The organism is Paenibacillus sp. ACRRY, assembly GCF_022346995.1.
Lineage (GTDB): Bacteria > Bacillota > Bacilli > Paenibacillales > Paenibacillaceae > Paenibacillus.
This window is the reverse complement of record NZ_JAKRNM010000001.1, coordinates 1258719-1274799: the sequence shown is the minus strand read 5'-3', so window position 1 is coordinate 1274799 and position 16081 is coordinate 1258719. Positions and strand designations below refer to the sequence as shown.

Annotated in this window: 14 protein-coding genes and 1 pseudogene; 10 read left to right on the top strand and 5 right to left on the bottom strand. The window is 44.3% G+C overall.

Annotated elements, in window-relative coordinates:
* The first annotated feature begins 13 nt into the window (after positions 1-13).
* Complete coding sequence (locus tag MH144_RS05385; RefSeq protein WP_239298137.1) at positions 14-1450, top strand: amino acid permease; 1437 nt, start codon at positions 14-16, stop codon at positions 1448-1450.
* On the opposite strand, the gene MH144_RS05380 is transcribed toward MH144_RS05385, so the two are convergent.
* On the bottom strand, positions 1443-2069 hold the full coding sequence (locus MH144_RS05380; protein WP_239298135.1) for a LysE family transporter: 627 nt from the start codon (positions 2067-2069) through the stop codon (positions 1443-1445). The genes MH144_RS05385 and MH144_RS05380 overlap by 8 nt on opposite strands.
* Before the next feature lie 132 nt (positions 2070-2201).
* Here MH144_RS05380 and MH144_RS05375 point away from each other — a divergent pair, with 132 nt between their 5' ends.
* From MH144_RS05375 to MH144_RS05365, 3 genes are read left to right on the top strand one after another with little or no spacing between them, the layout of a single operon-like run.
* The gene (locus MH144_RS05375) at positions 2202-3821 is read left to right on the top strand and encodes a spore germination protein (RefSeq protein WP_239298133.1); all 1620 of its coding nucleotides are present in this window, start codon (positions 2202-2204) and stop codon (positions 3819-3821) included.
* 15 nt (positions 3822-3836) lie between these two features.
* Positions 3837-5051 carry a Ger(x)C family spore germination protein gene (locus tag MH144_RS05370; RefSeq protein ID WP_239298132.1) on the top strand — a complete coding sequence of 405 codons (1215 nt, stop codon included), beginning with the start codon at positions 3837-3839 and terminating at the stop codon, positions 5049-5051.
* A 20-nt stretch (positions 5052-5071) separates the two neighbouring features.
* A complete protein-coding gene (locus MH144_RS05365) occupies positions 5072-6172 on the top strand; it encodes a GerAB/ArcD/ProY family transporter (protein WP_239298130.1) in 1101 nt (366 codons plus the stop codon).
* 271 nt (positions 6173-6443) lie between these two features.
* Here the strand turns inward: MH144_RS05365 and MH144_RS05360 are convergent, their stop codons facing one another.
* Positions 6444-7283: a manganese catalase gene (locus MH144_RS05360; protein ID WP_239298127.1), complete on the bottom strand. Its 840-nt coding sequence runs from the start codon at positions 7281-7283 to the stop codon at positions 6444-6446.
* Between the two features lie 162 nt (positions 7284-7445).
* Positions 7446-7736 (bottom strand): DUF3231 family protein, encoded by a 291-nt coding sequence (locus MH144_RS05355; protein ID WP_239298125.1) that lies wholly within the window; start codon positions 7734-7736, stop codon positions 7446-7448.
* A 165-nt stretch (positions 7737-7901) separates the two neighbouring features.
* Here MH144_RS05355 and MH144_RS05350 point away from each other — a divergent pair, with 165 nt between their 5' ends.
* Positions 7902-8756 (top strand): manganese catalase family protein, encoded by an 855-nt coding sequence (locus MH144_RS05350; protein WP_239298123.1) that lies wholly within the window; start codon positions 7902-7904, stop codon positions 8754-8756.
* A gap of 79 nt (positions 8757-8835) precedes the next feature.
* Here MH144_RS05350 and MH144_RS05345 read toward each other — a convergent pair whose 3' ends face one another.
* Positions 8836-9186: an AMP-dependent synthetase and ligase gene (locus MH144_RS05345; protein WP_239298121.1), complete on the bottom strand. Its 351-nt coding sequence runs from the start codon at positions 9184-9186 to the stop codon at positions 8836-8838.
* A 247-nt stretch (positions 9187-9433) separates the two neighbouring features.
* Here MH144_RS05345 and MH144_RS05340 point away from each other — a divergent pair, with 247 nt between their 5' ends.
* The 5 genes and pseudogenes from MH144_RS05340 (at position 9434) to MH144_RS05320 (ending at position 14174) form a co-directional block, all read left to right on the top strand.
* Positions 9434-10840 carry an outer membrane protein assembly factor BamB family protein gene (locus tag MH144_RS05340; RefSeq protein ID WP_239298120.1) on the top strand — a complete coding sequence of 469 codons (1407 nt, stop codon included), beginning with the start codon at positions 9434-9436 and terminating at the stop codon, positions 10838-10840.
* Positions 10841-11089: 249 nt separating this feature from the next.
* Positions 11090-11473 carry a GntR family transcriptional regulator gene (locus tag MH144_RS05335; RefSeq protein WP_239299268.1) on the top strand — a complete coding sequence of 128 codons (384 nt, stop codon included), beginning with the start codon at positions 11090-11092 and terminating at the stop codon, positions 11471-11473.
* Positions 11470-12336 carry an ABC transporter ATP-binding protein gene (locus MH144_RS05330; RefSeq protein WP_239298119.1) on the top strand — a complete coding sequence of 289 codons (867 nt, stop codon included), beginning with the start codon at positions 11470-11472 and terminating at the stop codon, positions 12334-12336. Before MH144_RS05335 ends, MH144_RS05330 begins: the two co-directional genes overlap by 4 nt.
* Positions 12329-12952: an ABC-2 transporter permease gene (locus tag MH144_RS05325; RefSeq protein ID WP_239298118.1), complete on the top strand. Its 624-nt coding sequence runs from the start codon at positions 12329-12331 to the stop codon at positions 12950-12952. Before MH144_RS05330 ends, MH144_RS05325 begins: the two co-directional genes overlap by 8 nt.
* A 236-nt stretch (positions 12953-13188) precedes the next feature.
* A pseudogene (locus tag MH144_RS05320) lies at positions 13189-14174 on the top strand (alpha/beta fold hydrolase).
* A gap of 110 nt (positions 14175-14284) precedes the next feature.
* Here the strand turns inward: MH144_RS05320 and MH144_RS05315 are convergent.
* Positions 14285-16051: a methyl-accepting chemotaxis protein gene (locus MH144_RS05315; RefSeq protein WP_239298117.1), complete on the bottom strand. Its 1767-nt coding sequence runs from the start codon at positions 16049-16051 to the stop codon at positions 14285-14287.
* Positions 16052-16081 lie beyond the last annotated feature (30 nt).

Here is a 16081-nt window from a genome sequence, read left to right as displayed (position 1 = left end):
GAGGAATGAAGAAATGAGTAAAGCATCAGAGGCCTCAACGGAGGAAAAGAAACTAAAGTGGTGGCAGCTAAGCTTGCTTGGTGTAGCAGGCACAATTGGTACAGGATACTTTCTGGGCTCCAGCCTCGCAATTTCGATCGGTGGCCCGGCAGTATTACTGGGTTACATTTTGGCTGCTCTCGGTACATATGTTGTTTTTGATGCCTTGGCGAGAATGACATCAGATCATCCGGAGCAGGGATCTTTTCGTTCCTATGCCAAGAAGGCATTCGGAAGCTGGGCAGGCTTTGCCAGTGGATGGGTGTATTGGTTTTCAGAGCTGCTTATTATGGGAAGTCAGTTGACGGCCTTGTCCATTTTCTCGCGTTTTTGGTTTCCGAATGTACCTCTCTGGATATTTGCTGCCGGATTTGGAATTGTCGGACTTTGCATCGTGTTCTTCGGGAATAAAGGGTTTGACCGGGTTGAAAATGTACTTGCCATTATTAAGATCGCAGCAATTCTTATGTTTTTGGTACTTGCCATCGCGCTTCTCGCAGGATGGATTGGGGGAACAAAGTACGAGCATAACGTACCGCTAAGCATGACTGAGATTTTCCCGAAAGGCGGGATTGGTCTGTGGTCTGCGTTTCTATTTGCCTTTTATGCCTATGGGGGAATTGAGGTTCTTGGAATCATGTCTTACCGCCTTCAAAAACCGGAAGAGGCTCCCAAGGCGGGAAAAGTGATGCTGATCTCACTTTCAACGGTATACGTTGTGTCGATCGGATTGGCTTTGACGATGGTACCACTGGGTGCCTTCAATCCCAAAGAGAGTCCCTTTGTACTGGCACTGAGCAGTGATCATTTGGCATTTGTTCCACATTTGTTCAATGGTGTGTTGATTGTAGCAGGTTTCTCTACCATGACAGCATCACTCTACGCAGTGACTTCCATGATGTTGACCTTGGCCCAGGAAGGTGACGCTCCGAGGTTATTCTCGCGAAAATGGAAGAAGAAGTATCCATTATTCGCGCTGTCACTGATAGGTTGCGGGCTTATCGTGACCATCGTCATGTCTTTGCTGCTTCCTGGCAAGGTGTATGAGTATGTAACAACTGCAGCCGGATTGATGCTCATGTACAATTGGTTGTTTATTTTGTTATCTTCTGGCCGACTCCTGAAAGCAGGGAGGTTCAGCGTTGTCAAACGATGGATTGGACTGGTACTGATTGGCCTCGCTATAACAGGTACTCTTTTCCATTCGCTGAGTCGACCGGGCTTCTTTATCAGCCTGCTGCTAGTCTTACTTATTGGTATTAGCGATATGATTGTGCAAAGGGTTCGTAAGAAGAAGAAAAATGAAGAGTCTTCCACCACAGATCAGGGAGAAAAAGAACCACACAATACCTTGGAAAGTCCCAGCTTCCACATTACCGGGATTCGGCTTCGCAAGAGCAAACTTAAATGAAAAAAAGAAACTGAACGGCTTTGGCTCCGAAATAACAACCGAAACCGATGAGAGAGAGGCCGGAGATAATGGATATACCCTTGAGTACGCCTAAGGTAAGATACTTGCGAAATAAACTCGCAGCGGCGGCCATGAATATATCCCAGATCAAGATACCCAGAATAACGGCTCCGCTGTTAATCAGCGTCTGCTCCACGGTTGAATCATTCACGGCCTTGGCCAGAATGGATCCGTAAATGCCGAGCCAGAACATAATGGATAGGGGATTGAACAGTGACATTAGGAATCCATTCATGAACGATTTGGATAGCGCTGCTTCGTCCCCTCTCATATTCGACTGCGTAAGAGTTCCTGCATTTTTGATGCTTTCCACACCGGTATACACAAGCACAAAAAAACCAAACAGCCATAAGAAAGCCTTTACAAAAGGCAGATCAAGTAAATGTATAATGCCGAAATAAACGAGCAGCATGAAAATGATATCAGCAGCAATCGCGCCGAGTCCAACAAACCAGGCAGGCATGAATCCACCACGGACACCCTTGTCCAATTGAGCGGCATTGATGGGGCCGATTGGGGCTGATAATGAGATTCCAAGCAAAATATAACCTAGTATCATGGAACGTTGTTCTCTCCTTTCATGTACTTTATTAGCTTATTCACGGAAGCTTGGAGATAGGACAACGTCTATTTTTTGCATAATACTTACAAATATGAACCATATTATACGGAAAATAAAGGAGGTGAGAACATGCTATTCCGCTGGATGAAAAGAGTATTTCAATCACAACCATTACCTCAGAAGAGCGAGAAATCCTTTCAAAATCAACCAAAGCCATTTGCAAAACTGGATCCATCACTTTCTAATACACTCAGCACTATAAGAGAAGCTTTTAAGGATAGCCCTGATTTTGTCGTTCGTGAATTTGCTGAATCTGCAGCCTGCGATACCCCACTCGCGGTTTGTTATATTGAAGGTTTAACAGACCCAGTCCTGCTCATAGAGTTAATGGAACATGTCGTTCATCTTGTTAACACAGCCCCATCTATTGAGGAGTTACGAGCAGATGATGTCGTAAGAAAAACCTTACCTATGGGTCATATTGAAAATCTGGATTCACCTGATCTGATTTACCGAGCTATTCTAACCGGACATGTGGTTGTTCTGGTTGATGGTGAGAATTATGCCATAGCAGTCCCTGTCTCTGGGGGAGAAAGAAGGTCAGTGCAAGAACCGACTTCACAGACCGTGGTAAGGGGACCGAAGGAAGGGTTCACAGAGGAAATTAATACGAATATGACCTTAATTCGTAGGAAAATTCGGACACCTGATTTGAAATTTCTAATGCACCATATTGGAGACGTTACTCAAACTTCAGTTGCTGTGACTTATATTGATGGCATCGCCAAGCCGGAAGTGGTAGAAGAGGTGAAGAAAAGGCTAAATTCCATCCGTACCGATAGTATTCTTGAGAGTGGTTACATAGAAGAATTCATTCAGGATGCTCCAATTACCCCTTTTCCAACCATGATTAATACCGAGCGACCCGATACCGTAGCAGGCAGTTTGCTCGATGGACAAGTAGCCATTCTTGTTGACGGAACACCCTTTGCTCTTATTGCGCCAGTCACTTTTTTTAACTTTTTTCAAACGACAGAAGATTACTACCAGCGTTATGATATTTCTACTTTTTTGAGGGCCATTCGATTAATGTCATTTCTGGTCTCTTTGCTGCTTCCATCTACTTTCATAGCATTAACCACATTCCAACAAGAGATGATTCCTACCACCTTATTGATTACACTTGCCGCACAGCGGGAGGGTGTTCCGTTTCCTGCGTTACTTGAAGCGTTGCTTATGGAAATTACGTTTGAGGTCATCCGCGAGGCGGGCGTTCGGATGCCACGAGCGATTGGACCAGCGATATCTATTGTAGGTGCTTTGGTCATTGGCCAAGCAGCAGTAGAAGCGGGATTGGTCTCCGGAGCGATGGTTATCGTGGTATCGTTCACGGCCATATCCAACTTTGTTATTCCATACTTCAGCATGGCAACAGCAGTCCGATTGATGCGCTTTCCATTCATGCTGCTGGCAGGTACCCTTGGATTGTTCGGCATATTGGTAGGTGCAGTGCCATTGTTGGTTCATTTGATATCGCTTAAGTCATTTGGTGCGGATTATATGATGCCTTTCAGTCCATTTTACAAGTCCAACATGAAGGATCTGATCTTGCGGGTCCCTTGGTGGGCGATGAAGACACGGCCGAATGAAAAAGCGGGACAGAACAAAACGAGGCAATCGGCGCATCAATATCCTTCAGGCTCCGACAACACTGTAGAACATATTCAAGAACCTAAACCTGACAGATAAGAGGGAGGCTGCTGTGTGATCCGACGTTTCTACATACTAATGCTCCTTGTTTTAGCGATTTCAATTGCCGGGTGTGGTAATCGTGTCGAATTGAATGAGCTGGGTATTACCACTGCTGCAGGGTATGACAGACAGAACGGTAATTGGATTATTACCTATCAGATCATTGTTCCACCTGCGAGCAGTACGAGTGGATCTTCAGGTGGATCACAATCAGCGGTGACTACCTTTTCCTCTCAAGGGAAAACGATTCGGGAAGCAGTAGCTAAAAGCAGTCTGGAGAATCCCAAAAAGTTATACTTCTCACATAACAATGTCATATTAATTGGCAAAGAAGCCGCACAATATGGACTGTCAGAGATCTTGGATGACTATTACCGCAATATTGATGCCAGGGAATCGGTTAAGGTGATCATTGCAGATGGGCAGGCAAGGGAGTACCTTAAGAAACTGGTCCCTCCTGAAAAGCATCCGGGTCGCGCGTTATCCGAGATCGTAAAGCGTAACAATGAGATGGGATCGTTCTATCCTATTATGAACCTGCATGAAGTTGCTTTGAAAATAACCTCCGATAGTGGAGCCGCTGGAATTCCCATCATCACGGTTAGTGGACAAAATGTTGGTCAACTGGAGTCTATTGATATATTTAAGCAGACATCAACGCCGAGCAAGCTGAAACTAGAAGGATTGAGTGTGTTTTACAAAGGTAAGGAAATCGGAGTATTGAATCAAAGAGAGAGCATGGGCATCTCATGGCTAACGGACCGAGTGAACAGGACGAACTTGAGTTATGTCAATAAACGTGGTGAAGTAAATTCATTTTTTGTCCGAAAAGCAAGCGTCAAGGTTCTGCCTATTAAGTCAGGCAATCATTACAGCATTCAAGTGAAAGCTAAAGTCAGAGCCGAACTGGATGAGAGTACAACACTTGTAGATATAACAAACCCCCACATTATTGACGAATTGCAGCTGCAAGCTGAGCAAATCATTACATCACAGATTATGGAGGGTTGGAATGCAAGTCAGCGGCTCCATGTGGATATGCTGGGCATTGCCAACAAAATTCATCAAAGACATCCAAAGAGCTGGAATACATTAAAAGATAAGTGGCCGCAGGAGTTGGCACAGATGGACATTAATGTAGAAGCGGACGTTATTTTAAGTCGAACCGGTTTGCTTCAGGACTCGTTTAGTCGGTTGCTTTATAAGGAAAGCCAAGGGGAACATTAACGCCAAGGAGATGTGTAATTATGAATTCAGCCGGAACTGTGCGTGTATCCGAATTGGCCGTATGTCTTTCCCTGTTCGAAGTTGGAAGTACAACCTTGTTTCTGATCGGCGGAGAAGCGAAGCAGGACGCATGGATAGCTATGCTGATTGGAGCGGTTGCTGGCTTATTGCTGTTAATTATTCATCTAATCATTCATCAGCAGGAACCTGAACTGGATTTGTTCCTTCTGTTACAACGCTATATGGGCAAGATACCGGGAACGGTATTATGCTTATCGTTTATCGGTTATTTCGCTTATGAAGCATCCCGGAATTTGCGGGATCTCAGTGAGGTAACTACGTTGACATTGTTGAATAAAACACCCATGTGGTTGATCAGTGTAATCACTCTTTTGGTTGTATCCAATACCGTGCGGTACGGGTATCGTGTACTGTTCCTCGTTTGCATGATATTGTTTCCTGTAATGGTTCTGGGTTACGTGTTAATTAGTATTCTTATTCCTGCTACAGGTCTTTTCCATACAGACTTGAGTTTGCCTGTAATGGAAAATGGGTGGGGGAACATTTTCAACGCTGCCATTCCAGAAATTATATCCTTTCCATTCGGCCAAGTCGTTTTGTTTTTGGTATTTTATCCTTATGCTCGTAAGGGGAAGAATCTGAACAAAATGGTAATCATAGCATACATTGCTACCGCGGTCAGTCTAACATTTATCAATCAACTCATTATTTTCGTTATGGGACCCGACATCGCAATGTTTAGCACACTCCCATTGTTGCAAACCGTTCAATTGATTGACATGACAGAGGTACTTGAACGGATGGACGCACTATTCACGCTGCTCCTGTTTTTGGGATTGGGGATCAAGATAGCCGCATTTTTCCAAGGTGCAGTAATTGGGCTTGAAAGAGTCACCGGAGCCAGTTATCGGAAATGGGTATTGCCTGTAGGGATTATGCTGTATGGAATGTCATTTTTGTCTCCGAATTTTACAGAGCACCTTGAAATTGGGCGAGGTGTTGCTTTGCTCTATTCTTCACCGATTTTTCAAATTTTCATTCCCTGCATATTATTAATTGTTATTCTCCTGAAGAAAAGAATGAAAACAAATAAGGGATGAGTAGGAACGAGCATAAAGTTGAAATGAAGATCTGATTTAGTTAGTAATAGTGGCAAATGGAAAAGCGAACAATAAAACGACTCAGTAAAGACACTGAGTCGTTTTACTTTAACCTTTTATTTGATGTCTGCTAATTTCAGAGCTGTATCCGACTTTTTCAAATCATGATCGATTTGTTCTTCGATATTATAAGGATGATACATTTCATTTTTTATCATATAATCGGCGATTTTTTGATGGGTATAAAATGATGATTGCAATGGATTAACGATTACTTATCGCTCGTTTTTCCATCCAAATCATGATGAAGTTCTGTGGCCGGGATGACAGGCTCGTAGACTTGTCCTTTTGGAACCGGGTTGGAAACGTACACGTAATCTCCAGTACCATCTGGAGCACTTCCTTTCGCCCATAAGCCTTCACTGGATTCAGTACCTTCCGAAAGATTCCAGAACTCATAGGCTTCAGGTTGAGATTCCTGCTCTGCTTCAGGTGGGAAGGAAGCAGGTACAACCACGCCGTTCTTTTCTTCCAGCTCCTGAATGGCAGCCATCCACTGGTACTGATGATAACGGTCACGAGCCAACATTTTGCGGAACGTTGCGCGAACGCCTTCATCGGTGGTCATGTGATAGAGCCTTGCTACTTGAAGACGCCCCTGACTCTCGGCATGCAGGTTAGAACGCATATCTGCGAGAAGGTTGCCACTTGCCACAATATATGAACCATTCCAAGGTACGCCGGTAGAGTTCGTAGGTAAGCCGCCCAGTCCGCTCACCAGCAGATGTTGAGGATTGATTCCTCCCATAATGGCAGCAGTAACAGGGTCCTCCGCTGCTTTTTGCTGTTCAGCAGGTGTGGCGCCATCCAGCAGCTGGCTAATCAAAGCGCAGAGCATTTCAACGTGGCCGATTTCCTCTGTGCCTATATCCATAAGCATATCTTTGTATTTTTCTTCGCCCCGACAATTAAATCCTTGAAAGAGGTACTGCATCATTACGGTCATTTCCCCAAATTGTCCACCCAATACTTCCTGGACTTGACGAGCGAATACGGGATCCGGGCGATCTACTTTTACTTCGAATTGTAGTTCCTTCTGATGTCTAAACATATGAATCCCTCCAGTGGTATGATTGATTAATTCTAAATGTATATAACCTGCCGGTATGATTCTAAACAAAGGGTATAGCAAAAAAAAGACAAAGAATAGAGAGGCAAGCTTCTCCTTCTTTGTCCTTGTATGAATTTTATAGGGGGTCAGAGATAATACTTATTATGCTTTGTCTGAATCAGGTCTTTTGATCTGAAGAGGTGGAGGGATGAGCCATCCTTTTTCTTTATTCATTTGCAGAATGCGCACACCCAAAACTGTCTTGGTTACGTGATATTTGGCGAATAATGCCCCAATATCTTCCCGGATGGATTGTCCAATGACCTGACTCGCTGCAACCAATCCTAGTGAAGTGTCGGCTGCGGCTTTGGCTACCATCGAACATTGCCAAACACTGAAGATCTCCCCGTAATGCATCGGTTCATTTTTGGGATTGCCGCTTAAAATGCCCATTGTTGTTCTCCTCCAAATTAAATTTGTCATTTTACCAGGTTTTGTTTACCACATATAAAAATTTATATTCCCGTCTTTAACCAAACATTGGTTGTTCAGGTAATCACATAAATCGAGGAATAAGGCAGAAACTAGGTTTGCAATTTACTTGAATGGAGGACAACCATGTTTTTCTATCGCGAAGACTTAATTAACATGATCGTCCCGGACAAGCCCGATCCGGCTGCAGCAAAAGTGCTGCAGGAAACCCTTGGTGGACAATTTGGCGAAATGCGGACCATGATGCAGTTTTTCTTTCAAAGCAGCAATTTCAGAGGGAAAGCAACACAGTACAGAGACCTGCTGCGCGGTGTTTTTCTCGAAGAATTAAGCCATATTGAATTGGTGCAGCAAACGATAAATCAACTATTAACCGGAGCAGGTGCAGAAGGAGCAGGAGATGCGGGTATTGACGGGGCTCCACTGGACGAAGCCATCAAGCACGCAAATCCGCATCACTACATTATGGGGGCTCAGAGCTCTTTGCCTGTAGATGCTGCCGGTAACCCATGGCTTGGGAATTATGTGTATGATCATGGCAATCTGGTCAGCAATTTGCTGGACAACGTTGTGTTGGAATCGACGGGAGTATTACAAAAAACTAGAATCTATGAAATGAGCACAAACAAAGCGTTCCGTGAAACGTTGGGTTTCCTGATTGTTCGTGATAATGCACATCAAAATGCTTTCGCGAAGGCCCTTGAAACGTTGGGTGTGAATTGGGGAAAGGTGTTTCCCGTTCCGAACTACGATATCAACAAATATCCGGAATGCCAGAAATACGTTGACCTCGGCTTCCATAATGCCCAGTTTAACTTCCGGTTGGACAATACCCGGATTGCTGAAATATATAGCGGCCAATCACCTAGTCGGAATGGCGGCGAACTGAAAGTTACTGACCCTCCACAGGGATTCCCACTCCCACATATGCCGGAGCTTCCGAATGAACATAGCCCGGGACTGCATGATTTGAATGCCTGAGCCTGAGCACTTACTTACATGGAATAATAGCTGCAAAAAAAGGAACCCATATTGGTGGGTTCCTTTTTTTATACATATGTTATTGACGATGCTGGTTTGGAAACTGTCCGAACGTTTGACCAGGAATGCCGACATTCGGGTTGTTATAAGGTTGTTCTAAGTATGAGACATGTTGAGAAGTCGTGCTCACGAGCTGTTGAGCGAGATTGGCGATTTGCTGTAATTGTTGGATGGCTGTTTGGTGCCCTTGAAGTGCTGTTTGAATAATATGAGCCGCTTGCTGCTCGCGTTGAGCGAGTTGTTCAAGCTGTTGTGCGTTGCTTTGCTCCTGTCTCAACAGTTGTTGATATTGCATGGATGCCTGCTGAGTCTGCTGTGTAAGCTGCTGGGCCAGTTGGGTAATTTGTTGGGACTGTGAAAATTGATTCAAGTGAGTAGCCTCCTAAGTGTAGTTTGAATTACTTGATGTAGTATGCAAGTAGGCTGCTTGAAATATTCAGGTTCTGATCGATTGTAATGCACTTAATTAGCAGTAATGGATAATTACTGATATGGTCTGTTAATTGCTCCCAAATTTATCATCTAGTATACTAATTGCATTCCAGATGTTTACATTCTACTAGACTAGTCATAAACGAGAAACGACTAAATTACTTTTACTAATGGGAGGAATACTCATGCTTCATATGCAAACTACGTCGCGTTATCAGAAACGAAATAAACCTCTTTTTCGTCGTACTGTGGCAGGAATAACAGCAGCAGTATGTATTGTGAGCGGGAGCTATGCTGCTTTTCCTGCGCAGGCCTCTGCAGATAAAGCAGATATATCGATATACAATTGGAATTCATATTCGAAATTCACGGTGCCTGAACTTAAACCTTCCTGGACAGTGAAGGTAGACCCTTATACGGAGCAGAATGAAGCCTATCTCGGACAACAGGCGGTTGCTGAAGACGGTAAGGTATTTGCTTTTTCCAACAGCAAGCTGGTCGCATGGGATGCAGCAACAGGTAAGCAGCTGTGGACGTATGGTAGTAATCTGACACCTAGCATCGTTTACGATAAAGGCATATTGTATGGCCTGTCCTCGAACCATAAGCCATATGCTGTAAATGCCATAACAGGAAAGGTTGTATGGCAATCGGGCACATCGACTTGGTTGGACACACTTGAACGCACAGAAGCGCTAATTCCTACAGCGGATACACTTTACGTAATTAAAGGTAGCACCACGTTTTCTTTTGATCGGAAGACAGGCAAGCTGAGGTGGGAGGTTGATGAAGCATTAGCCGAAGGTAATGGTACCGCTTATCTGCATGAATCGGATGGGGTTGTGCTGCGAACGTTCTTCGTACAGGGGGCACTGACTTCTGTGCAATTGAATGCCTATGACAAGAAAACTGGGAAAAAGCTATGGAGTGAGTTCGGACAGGGAGAGGCACTTCAAATTAAAAACGGATTGGTGTACTCCGTCGACTATTACACTCCGCTGCTTCAAGATTATGAATCTGTCCCGGATCGGAAAGTACAGGTAAATGCCTATAATCATAAGACCGGTGCACTTAAAGGGAGTTTGGACTTTACTTGGAAGATGCCCGGCGACCCGCCTTTTGAGCGGGGTCAAGGAAGCGTATTGGCTAATGACGGAAAGATATACATTGAACAAGCCGGCACGATTGCTGAATACGATCTGAGTACCTACAAAAATGGAGATGCTCCAATGAGGACGTTTAATCGACCTGGCGGGGTTCAAGGAGAACTGATGGGCATTGTTCAGGAACGTCTGATCTATAGAGACTCTGTTACAGATAGTGAATTAAAGGGTATCAAACTGGTAAACGGCAGTGCGGTTCAGTGGAATGGCGATGCCCCTGTGTCCCAGGTTAGCATATATGGCAAAGGGATGTATCGTGCACAGCGGAATGGAACGCTGCTTGGAATCAATATGCTGACAAGTCAGCCGGTTTTTCGTGTGAAAACCGGGGCTGACTTGCACGAAGAAACGTTGAAGACGGGTGGCATGATCATCATACAGGCCGAAGGCAAACTGATTGGCGTCAAACTTCCAGCTTCTCTGAAATAAGCACTCAACCAAAGGGTGAAGGTGTGTTGTAACTCTCAATAGTTGAACACAACATCATGTTAGGTATAAGATCCAATTCATGTGGCGTGATCTATAAGGTGATAGGGAAGGGACGGAATTTTCCGTCCTTTTTGTTATGCAGAGACATCCAACAAGTTGGGCAAATATGGATTGACGAATAAGTATATAGTGTGTATATATTATATATACACACTATATACTTAATAAACACCAATGAGGTGAATGACCATTAAAATTCTGATATCTAACGCTTCGAGCGATCCCATCTATATGCAGATATTAACCCAGATCAGACAGAGTATTTTGAGCGGGGAGTTGGTTGCTGGGGATAGTCTTCCCTCCATCAGGCAGCTCGCCAAGGATCTGCAAGTTAGCGTGATCACTACCAAACGTGTCTATGAAGAGCTGGAAAAAGAGAAATTGATTGATTCCGTCGTAGGCAAGGGCTGTTTTGTCTCCGGTGCCAATCAGGATTTTATTCGGGAGCAGCGGATGAAACAAATGGAAGAGAAGATGCTGGAGATTATTCGGGATAGCCAGGAAATAGGCATGACGAAGCAAGATGTAATTGATCATTTCACTTTGTTGATCGAGGAGGAAACTTCATCATGAATGCGATTGAACTGCGCAATTTAACGAAGACGTATCCCTTATTTAAGGTGGATAACGTATCCCTGAATGTAAAGCAAGGTTATATTACAGGACTCATCGGACCTAATGGGGCGGGGAAAAGCACCCTGATCAAAATGATCATTGGCTTGATCCACCCAGACTCGGGTACGATCAGGACACTGGGACATGAGATGCCTGCACAGGAAGTAAACATTAAGCAGCGCATTGGTGTTGTTTCCGATGAATGCTTTTATTATGAACATCTTACGATTCGGGAAATGAAAAAGATGATTGCACCCTTCTATAAAAAGTGGGATGAGCAGAAATTCAACGACTACCTGGAGCAATTTGAATTGTCCCCGAAGAAGAAAATCGCTGATTTGTCCAAGGGGATGAAAATCAAGTTTTCTCTCGCTATCGCTCTGTCACACAATGCCGATCTTCTCATTATGGATGAGCCGACGTCCGGGCTTGATCCTGTTTTTAGAAGAGAACTTCTGGATCTGCTCTCAGATCTGATACAGGACGAGACAAGATCCATTATTTTCTCAACACATATCACGACGGATCTGGAGCGTATTGCGGACTATATTGCATTCGTCAATCAGGGCAAACTCGTTTTTAACGAAACGAAAGATGATGTACTTGAGAAATATACGATCGTTAAGGGAGATATGGAGCTCCTTGATGGGGATATCCGAGATCAATTTATCGGAATTCGAGAGACGCCAGTTGGCTTTGAGGCACTGGCAGACAACAGGGAAGAGGCAGAACGGTTATTTGGAAGCTTTGCCCTTTTGCAAAGACCATCCTTAGAAGATCTGATCTATTTTACGGCAAAAGGGGGACGCAAACATGCTTAACCTGCTTCGCAAAGACTTCATAGCGCTTAAAAGTTCACTGTGGACGATTGGATTATATCTCGTAGTGTTTAGCTTGGCATTCATACCCAAGAGCGAAATGTCGATGTATTTTGTCGGGATCTACACTGCATTTGGTTCGGTGATCCTGGCTACCATGATTGATATCAAAAACCATAATCACAATTTCTTGCTTACCCTCCCGGTTAGCCGCAAAAACATCGTGCAAGCCAAGTATTTGTCTGCGATACTATATACCTTATTTGGTGTGCTCGCCTCGTTCGGCATTCACTGGCTGGTTGACTTGAATTTTCCTGAGCTGAACAAGCCAAGCTATAGCCTCATGGACATCTTGGTTTCCATAGGCATGGTACTGGTGCTGGTCTCCATCTATATGCCGCTTTTTTATGCACTTAGTAAAAAGGGAGCCGGCATTATCAATGCCATATTCATGGTTGCACTCATTCTTCTCGCGCAGCCCTTTGCCGTGCTTATGAATATGGTCAGTGAGAAGGGCGTAAATGGGCAGGTTATAGCCATGATATCGATTGGAATTATCTTCATCTTCTGCGCATCCTATGTTCTAACCACTCGTTTGTTTGCGAGAAAGGATTTATAGGGAATTTGTCTAGTCTGGATTTGTTCACTATATTATGAAATCAAAAATAAACCGCCGATTGGCGGTTTTTTAACTTTTCACACTGAAATTCTTCTGAAGACCGAAGCGATTTCAGACCTCCGAAGGATAACAGAGTGTGGGCAAACCAGTACGATGGGATTACATTCTTAGGAAGGTGGAATTCATTCAACATGAAAAGAACTTTGAAATGGACAGGAGTCATAGTCTTGAGCGTTATGACATTGGGACTGATCATCCTTTTTTTCCCGCGTGGACATCTTCAGTCAAAGGAAATAACAGCATAAGCCTTTTGCAAAAAGTAAAGCTAAATGGAACCACTCATGAAATAATGATACGTGGCGAGGACAGAAATAATCCGGTAATTATTAATGTTCATGGAGGCCCCGGAGCTTCTGAGATTCCTTACGCACGTCGGTACCAGGATTTGTTGGAGACACATTTTACGATTGTTAATTACGACCAGAGAGGAAGCGGCAAGTCCTATCATTTTGGTGAAGATTATTCTGGACTGTCTTCTGGCATGCTGGTCAATGATTTGCTCGCTTTAACGGATTATATTTCAGAGCGGTTCGGGCAAAAAAAAGTTATCCTGATTGGCCATTCATATGGCACATATATTGCAACTCAGGCAGCTTATCTAGCTCCGACGAAATATGCAGCTTATATTGGGATTGGTCAGATGGGGGATACGACTAGAAGCGAGATGGATAGCTTGAACTATGTTTTAAGCGAAGCCCAGGCAGCTGAAAATTGGGATGATGTAAATGAATTGCAGCAGGTAGCTGAAGAAGTCGGGAATGGCAAATCCTTAACTCCTCGTCATTATGTTGTAAAATATGGGGGCGCTGCACGGCTCATGAATTCTCCTGACGGCAATATTGTGCGCATGATCTTCAGCAGTGAATATAATGGGCTGGATGTTATTCGCTATATCCAAGGTATAACACATTCCCAGCGTAACTTAATAGAAGAAGTGTTTGAGAAACCACTGCCAATACGGGTTACGAAACTTGATTTACCATTTTATTTTATTATGGGAGATTATGATTATATGACTTCGGCGAATGCTGCTCGGCAGTATTTTGACCAGATTGATGCCGATCAAAAGGAGTTTATTACCTACAAGGATTCTGCTCATTATCCACAGTTTGAAGAAAAGGAAAGATTTTATGAATGGATGACCGATACATTTGCCAAATGATACGAAGGCAGAACCCCTAAGACAGAATGGCATAGAATCAGGTTTATTACATAAGGCAAATGACATAAGAAATCCCCGCCGCCTGATTCGTCAGGTAGCGGGGTACTTCATTATTTTGGATCTGATTTCGTGACTTCGATCTGAAATTGATCGGAATATGATTTGAGGTTGCCTGCTAGGCTGGCAAGATGACCAGAGATATCCGACAGTTCGCTCGCAGACCGCTGCTGCTCCACAGCACTGGCGGTGACTTCTTCAGCCATGGCCGAAGTTTCCTCCGTTGCAGAAGCGATATAACTTAGGTGCTGTTCCACTTCCTGACGAATGGAATGCATATTCATTGTACGGTTTTCCAAACGCTGAGCAAGCTCGTGCACTTCAGTTGATAAGCGGCTAACTTGTCTGAATGCTTGAAGACAATCAGCAATCTGCTCTTCCTGCTCCTTGACCGCCACCATATTCGCTTCAAAATGACTGCCCATCCGGTGGATCTCTTGAACAAACGAACTTAGAATCTCATCAATCTCCTGGATTGAACGTTCCGATTGCTGAGCGAGCTGCCCCATTTCACCAGCAACGACTGCAAAACCTTTACCTGCCTCGCCAGCACGGGCTGCCTCGATGGAAGCATTCAGCGATAGAATCTGGGTCTGTTTCAGGATATTGTGGATTTGTCCACTAATGGAGGAAGCGAGTTCCGATTGAGTGGTCAAAGACCTGGAAATTTCCTGCTGATGCTCAACACGCTTGGCATTCTCCCGGCCTTTTTCAAGCAGAACCTCATGTTCACGTGTAACTTGCACTTGTACGGCAGACAGCTGCTCTGAAGTATGGGTGAACTGCTGCACGTATGAACCTACTTCATCCATAATTTTGCCAAGGTTCTCTGAATGCTGGACGGAGTGTTCTGTCTCTTCTGCCTGTTTCATGGAGCCTATAGCGATTTCCTCGATTGCTCTGGAGAGTTCTTCGGTCTGACGCTGGTTCATTTGAGCCGTTTCTGCAATATTTGTCGAGGACTGCTGCAGCGTATTCGAACCTTGCTGTATTCCCATCAGGATGTTCGTCAACTGCGCAACCATGACGTTAATCAGATCACTGATGTCACCTAGCTGATCGTTGCTCATATGAGTGGATACAACTTTGAGATTACCATCCGCGACCTGTTCGAGGCTCGACTTAATATCGCGTACTTGTCTGAGGATGCCTCTTACCACCAATAGCATCATGACCAGCGATAGAATCAGTACAACCACAAAAATCGGGATAATGGTCCGATACGCATTATTCACCGATTCAGCGGACACTTGATTCACTGCTGCAGCGGAAATGTCAATGCCCAGATAGCCAACAACTTCACCTTGTGAATCCTTGATGGGTGTAAACGAGGAGAGGAGCTGCCCCCAGGTTGGATCGTCCACAATGCCTGTAGTAACGACTTCACCGCTTAACAAGCGTTCCTGAATCTGGGGATTGAATTCCATTGCCGTCCCATAAGGGCTATATTCCGCATCGTCCCAATCTGCTCCATCTACCGTGTAAATCCACCCGTCTGAGGTTTTGTTATACATATATACATAGAGGGCCCCCGATTGAAGCCGGACTTTAACGAGTTCGTCTCTAAGACTTTTGTATTCATCGCTTTCCTCTGAAGCCGTAGATGTTAATGTCTTGATTGATTCCGATTCCTCGCCTAGCAGGGAGGCGGTGTTTACTGCTAACTGCTGATTCTTATGCTGCATGGTCATTACAGATGCATTCTCACTGGAGTCGATGGTCGTCCACATGATGAGACCGCCCATGGCCAGTAATGGCACCAGAATAATTAAATACAGTTTGAGCCTTAAATCCATCTTTTTTTTGCGAGTCTGTCTCATATTCTGTTCCCCCTTGGAAGTAGTTAAAAC

Coding starts and splice junctions, on each gene's coding strand:
- MH144_RS05340 (WP_239298120.1), top strand. CDS start 9,434: ATGCTTCATATGCAAACTACGTCGCGTTATCAGAAACGAAATAAACCT.
- MH144_RS05380 (WP_239298135.1), bottom strand. CDS start 2,069: ATGATACTAGGTTATATTTTGCTTGGAATCTCATTATCAGCCCCAATC.
- MH144_RS05385 (WP_239298137.1), top strand. CDS start 14: ATGAGTAAAGCATCAGAGGCCTCAACGGAGGAAAAGAAACTAAAGTGG.
- MH144_RS05330 (WP_239298119.1), top strand. CDS start 11,470: ATGAATGCGATTGAACTGCGCAATTTAACGAAGACGTATCCCTTATTT.
- MH144_RS05355 (WP_239298125.1), bottom strand. CDS start 7,736: ATGGGCATTTTAAGCGGCAATCCCAAAAATGAACCGATGCATTACGGG.
- MH144_RS05360 (WP_239298127.1), bottom strand. CDS start 7,283: ATGTTTAGACATCAGAAGGAACTACAATTCGAAGTAAAAGTAGATCGC.
- MH144_RS05375 (WP_239298133.1), top strand. CDS start 2,202: ATGCTATTCCGCTGGATGAAAAGAGTATTTCAATCACAACCATTACCT.
- MH144_RS05325 (WP_239298118.1), top strand. CDS start 12,329: ATGCTTAACCTGCTTCGCAAAGACTTCATAGCGCTTAAAAGTTCACTG.
- MH144_RS05365 (WP_239298130.1), top strand. CDS start 5,072: ATGAATTCAGCCGGAACTGTGCGTGTATCCGAATTGGCCGTATGTCTT.
- MH144_RS05315 (WP_239298117.1), bottom strand. CDS start 16,051: ATGAGACAGACTCGCAAAAAAAAGATGGATTTAAGGCTCAAACTGTAT.
- MH144_RS05350 (WP_239298123.1), top strand. CDS start 7,902: ATGTTTTTCTATCGCGAAGACTTAATTAACATGATCGTCCCGGACAAG.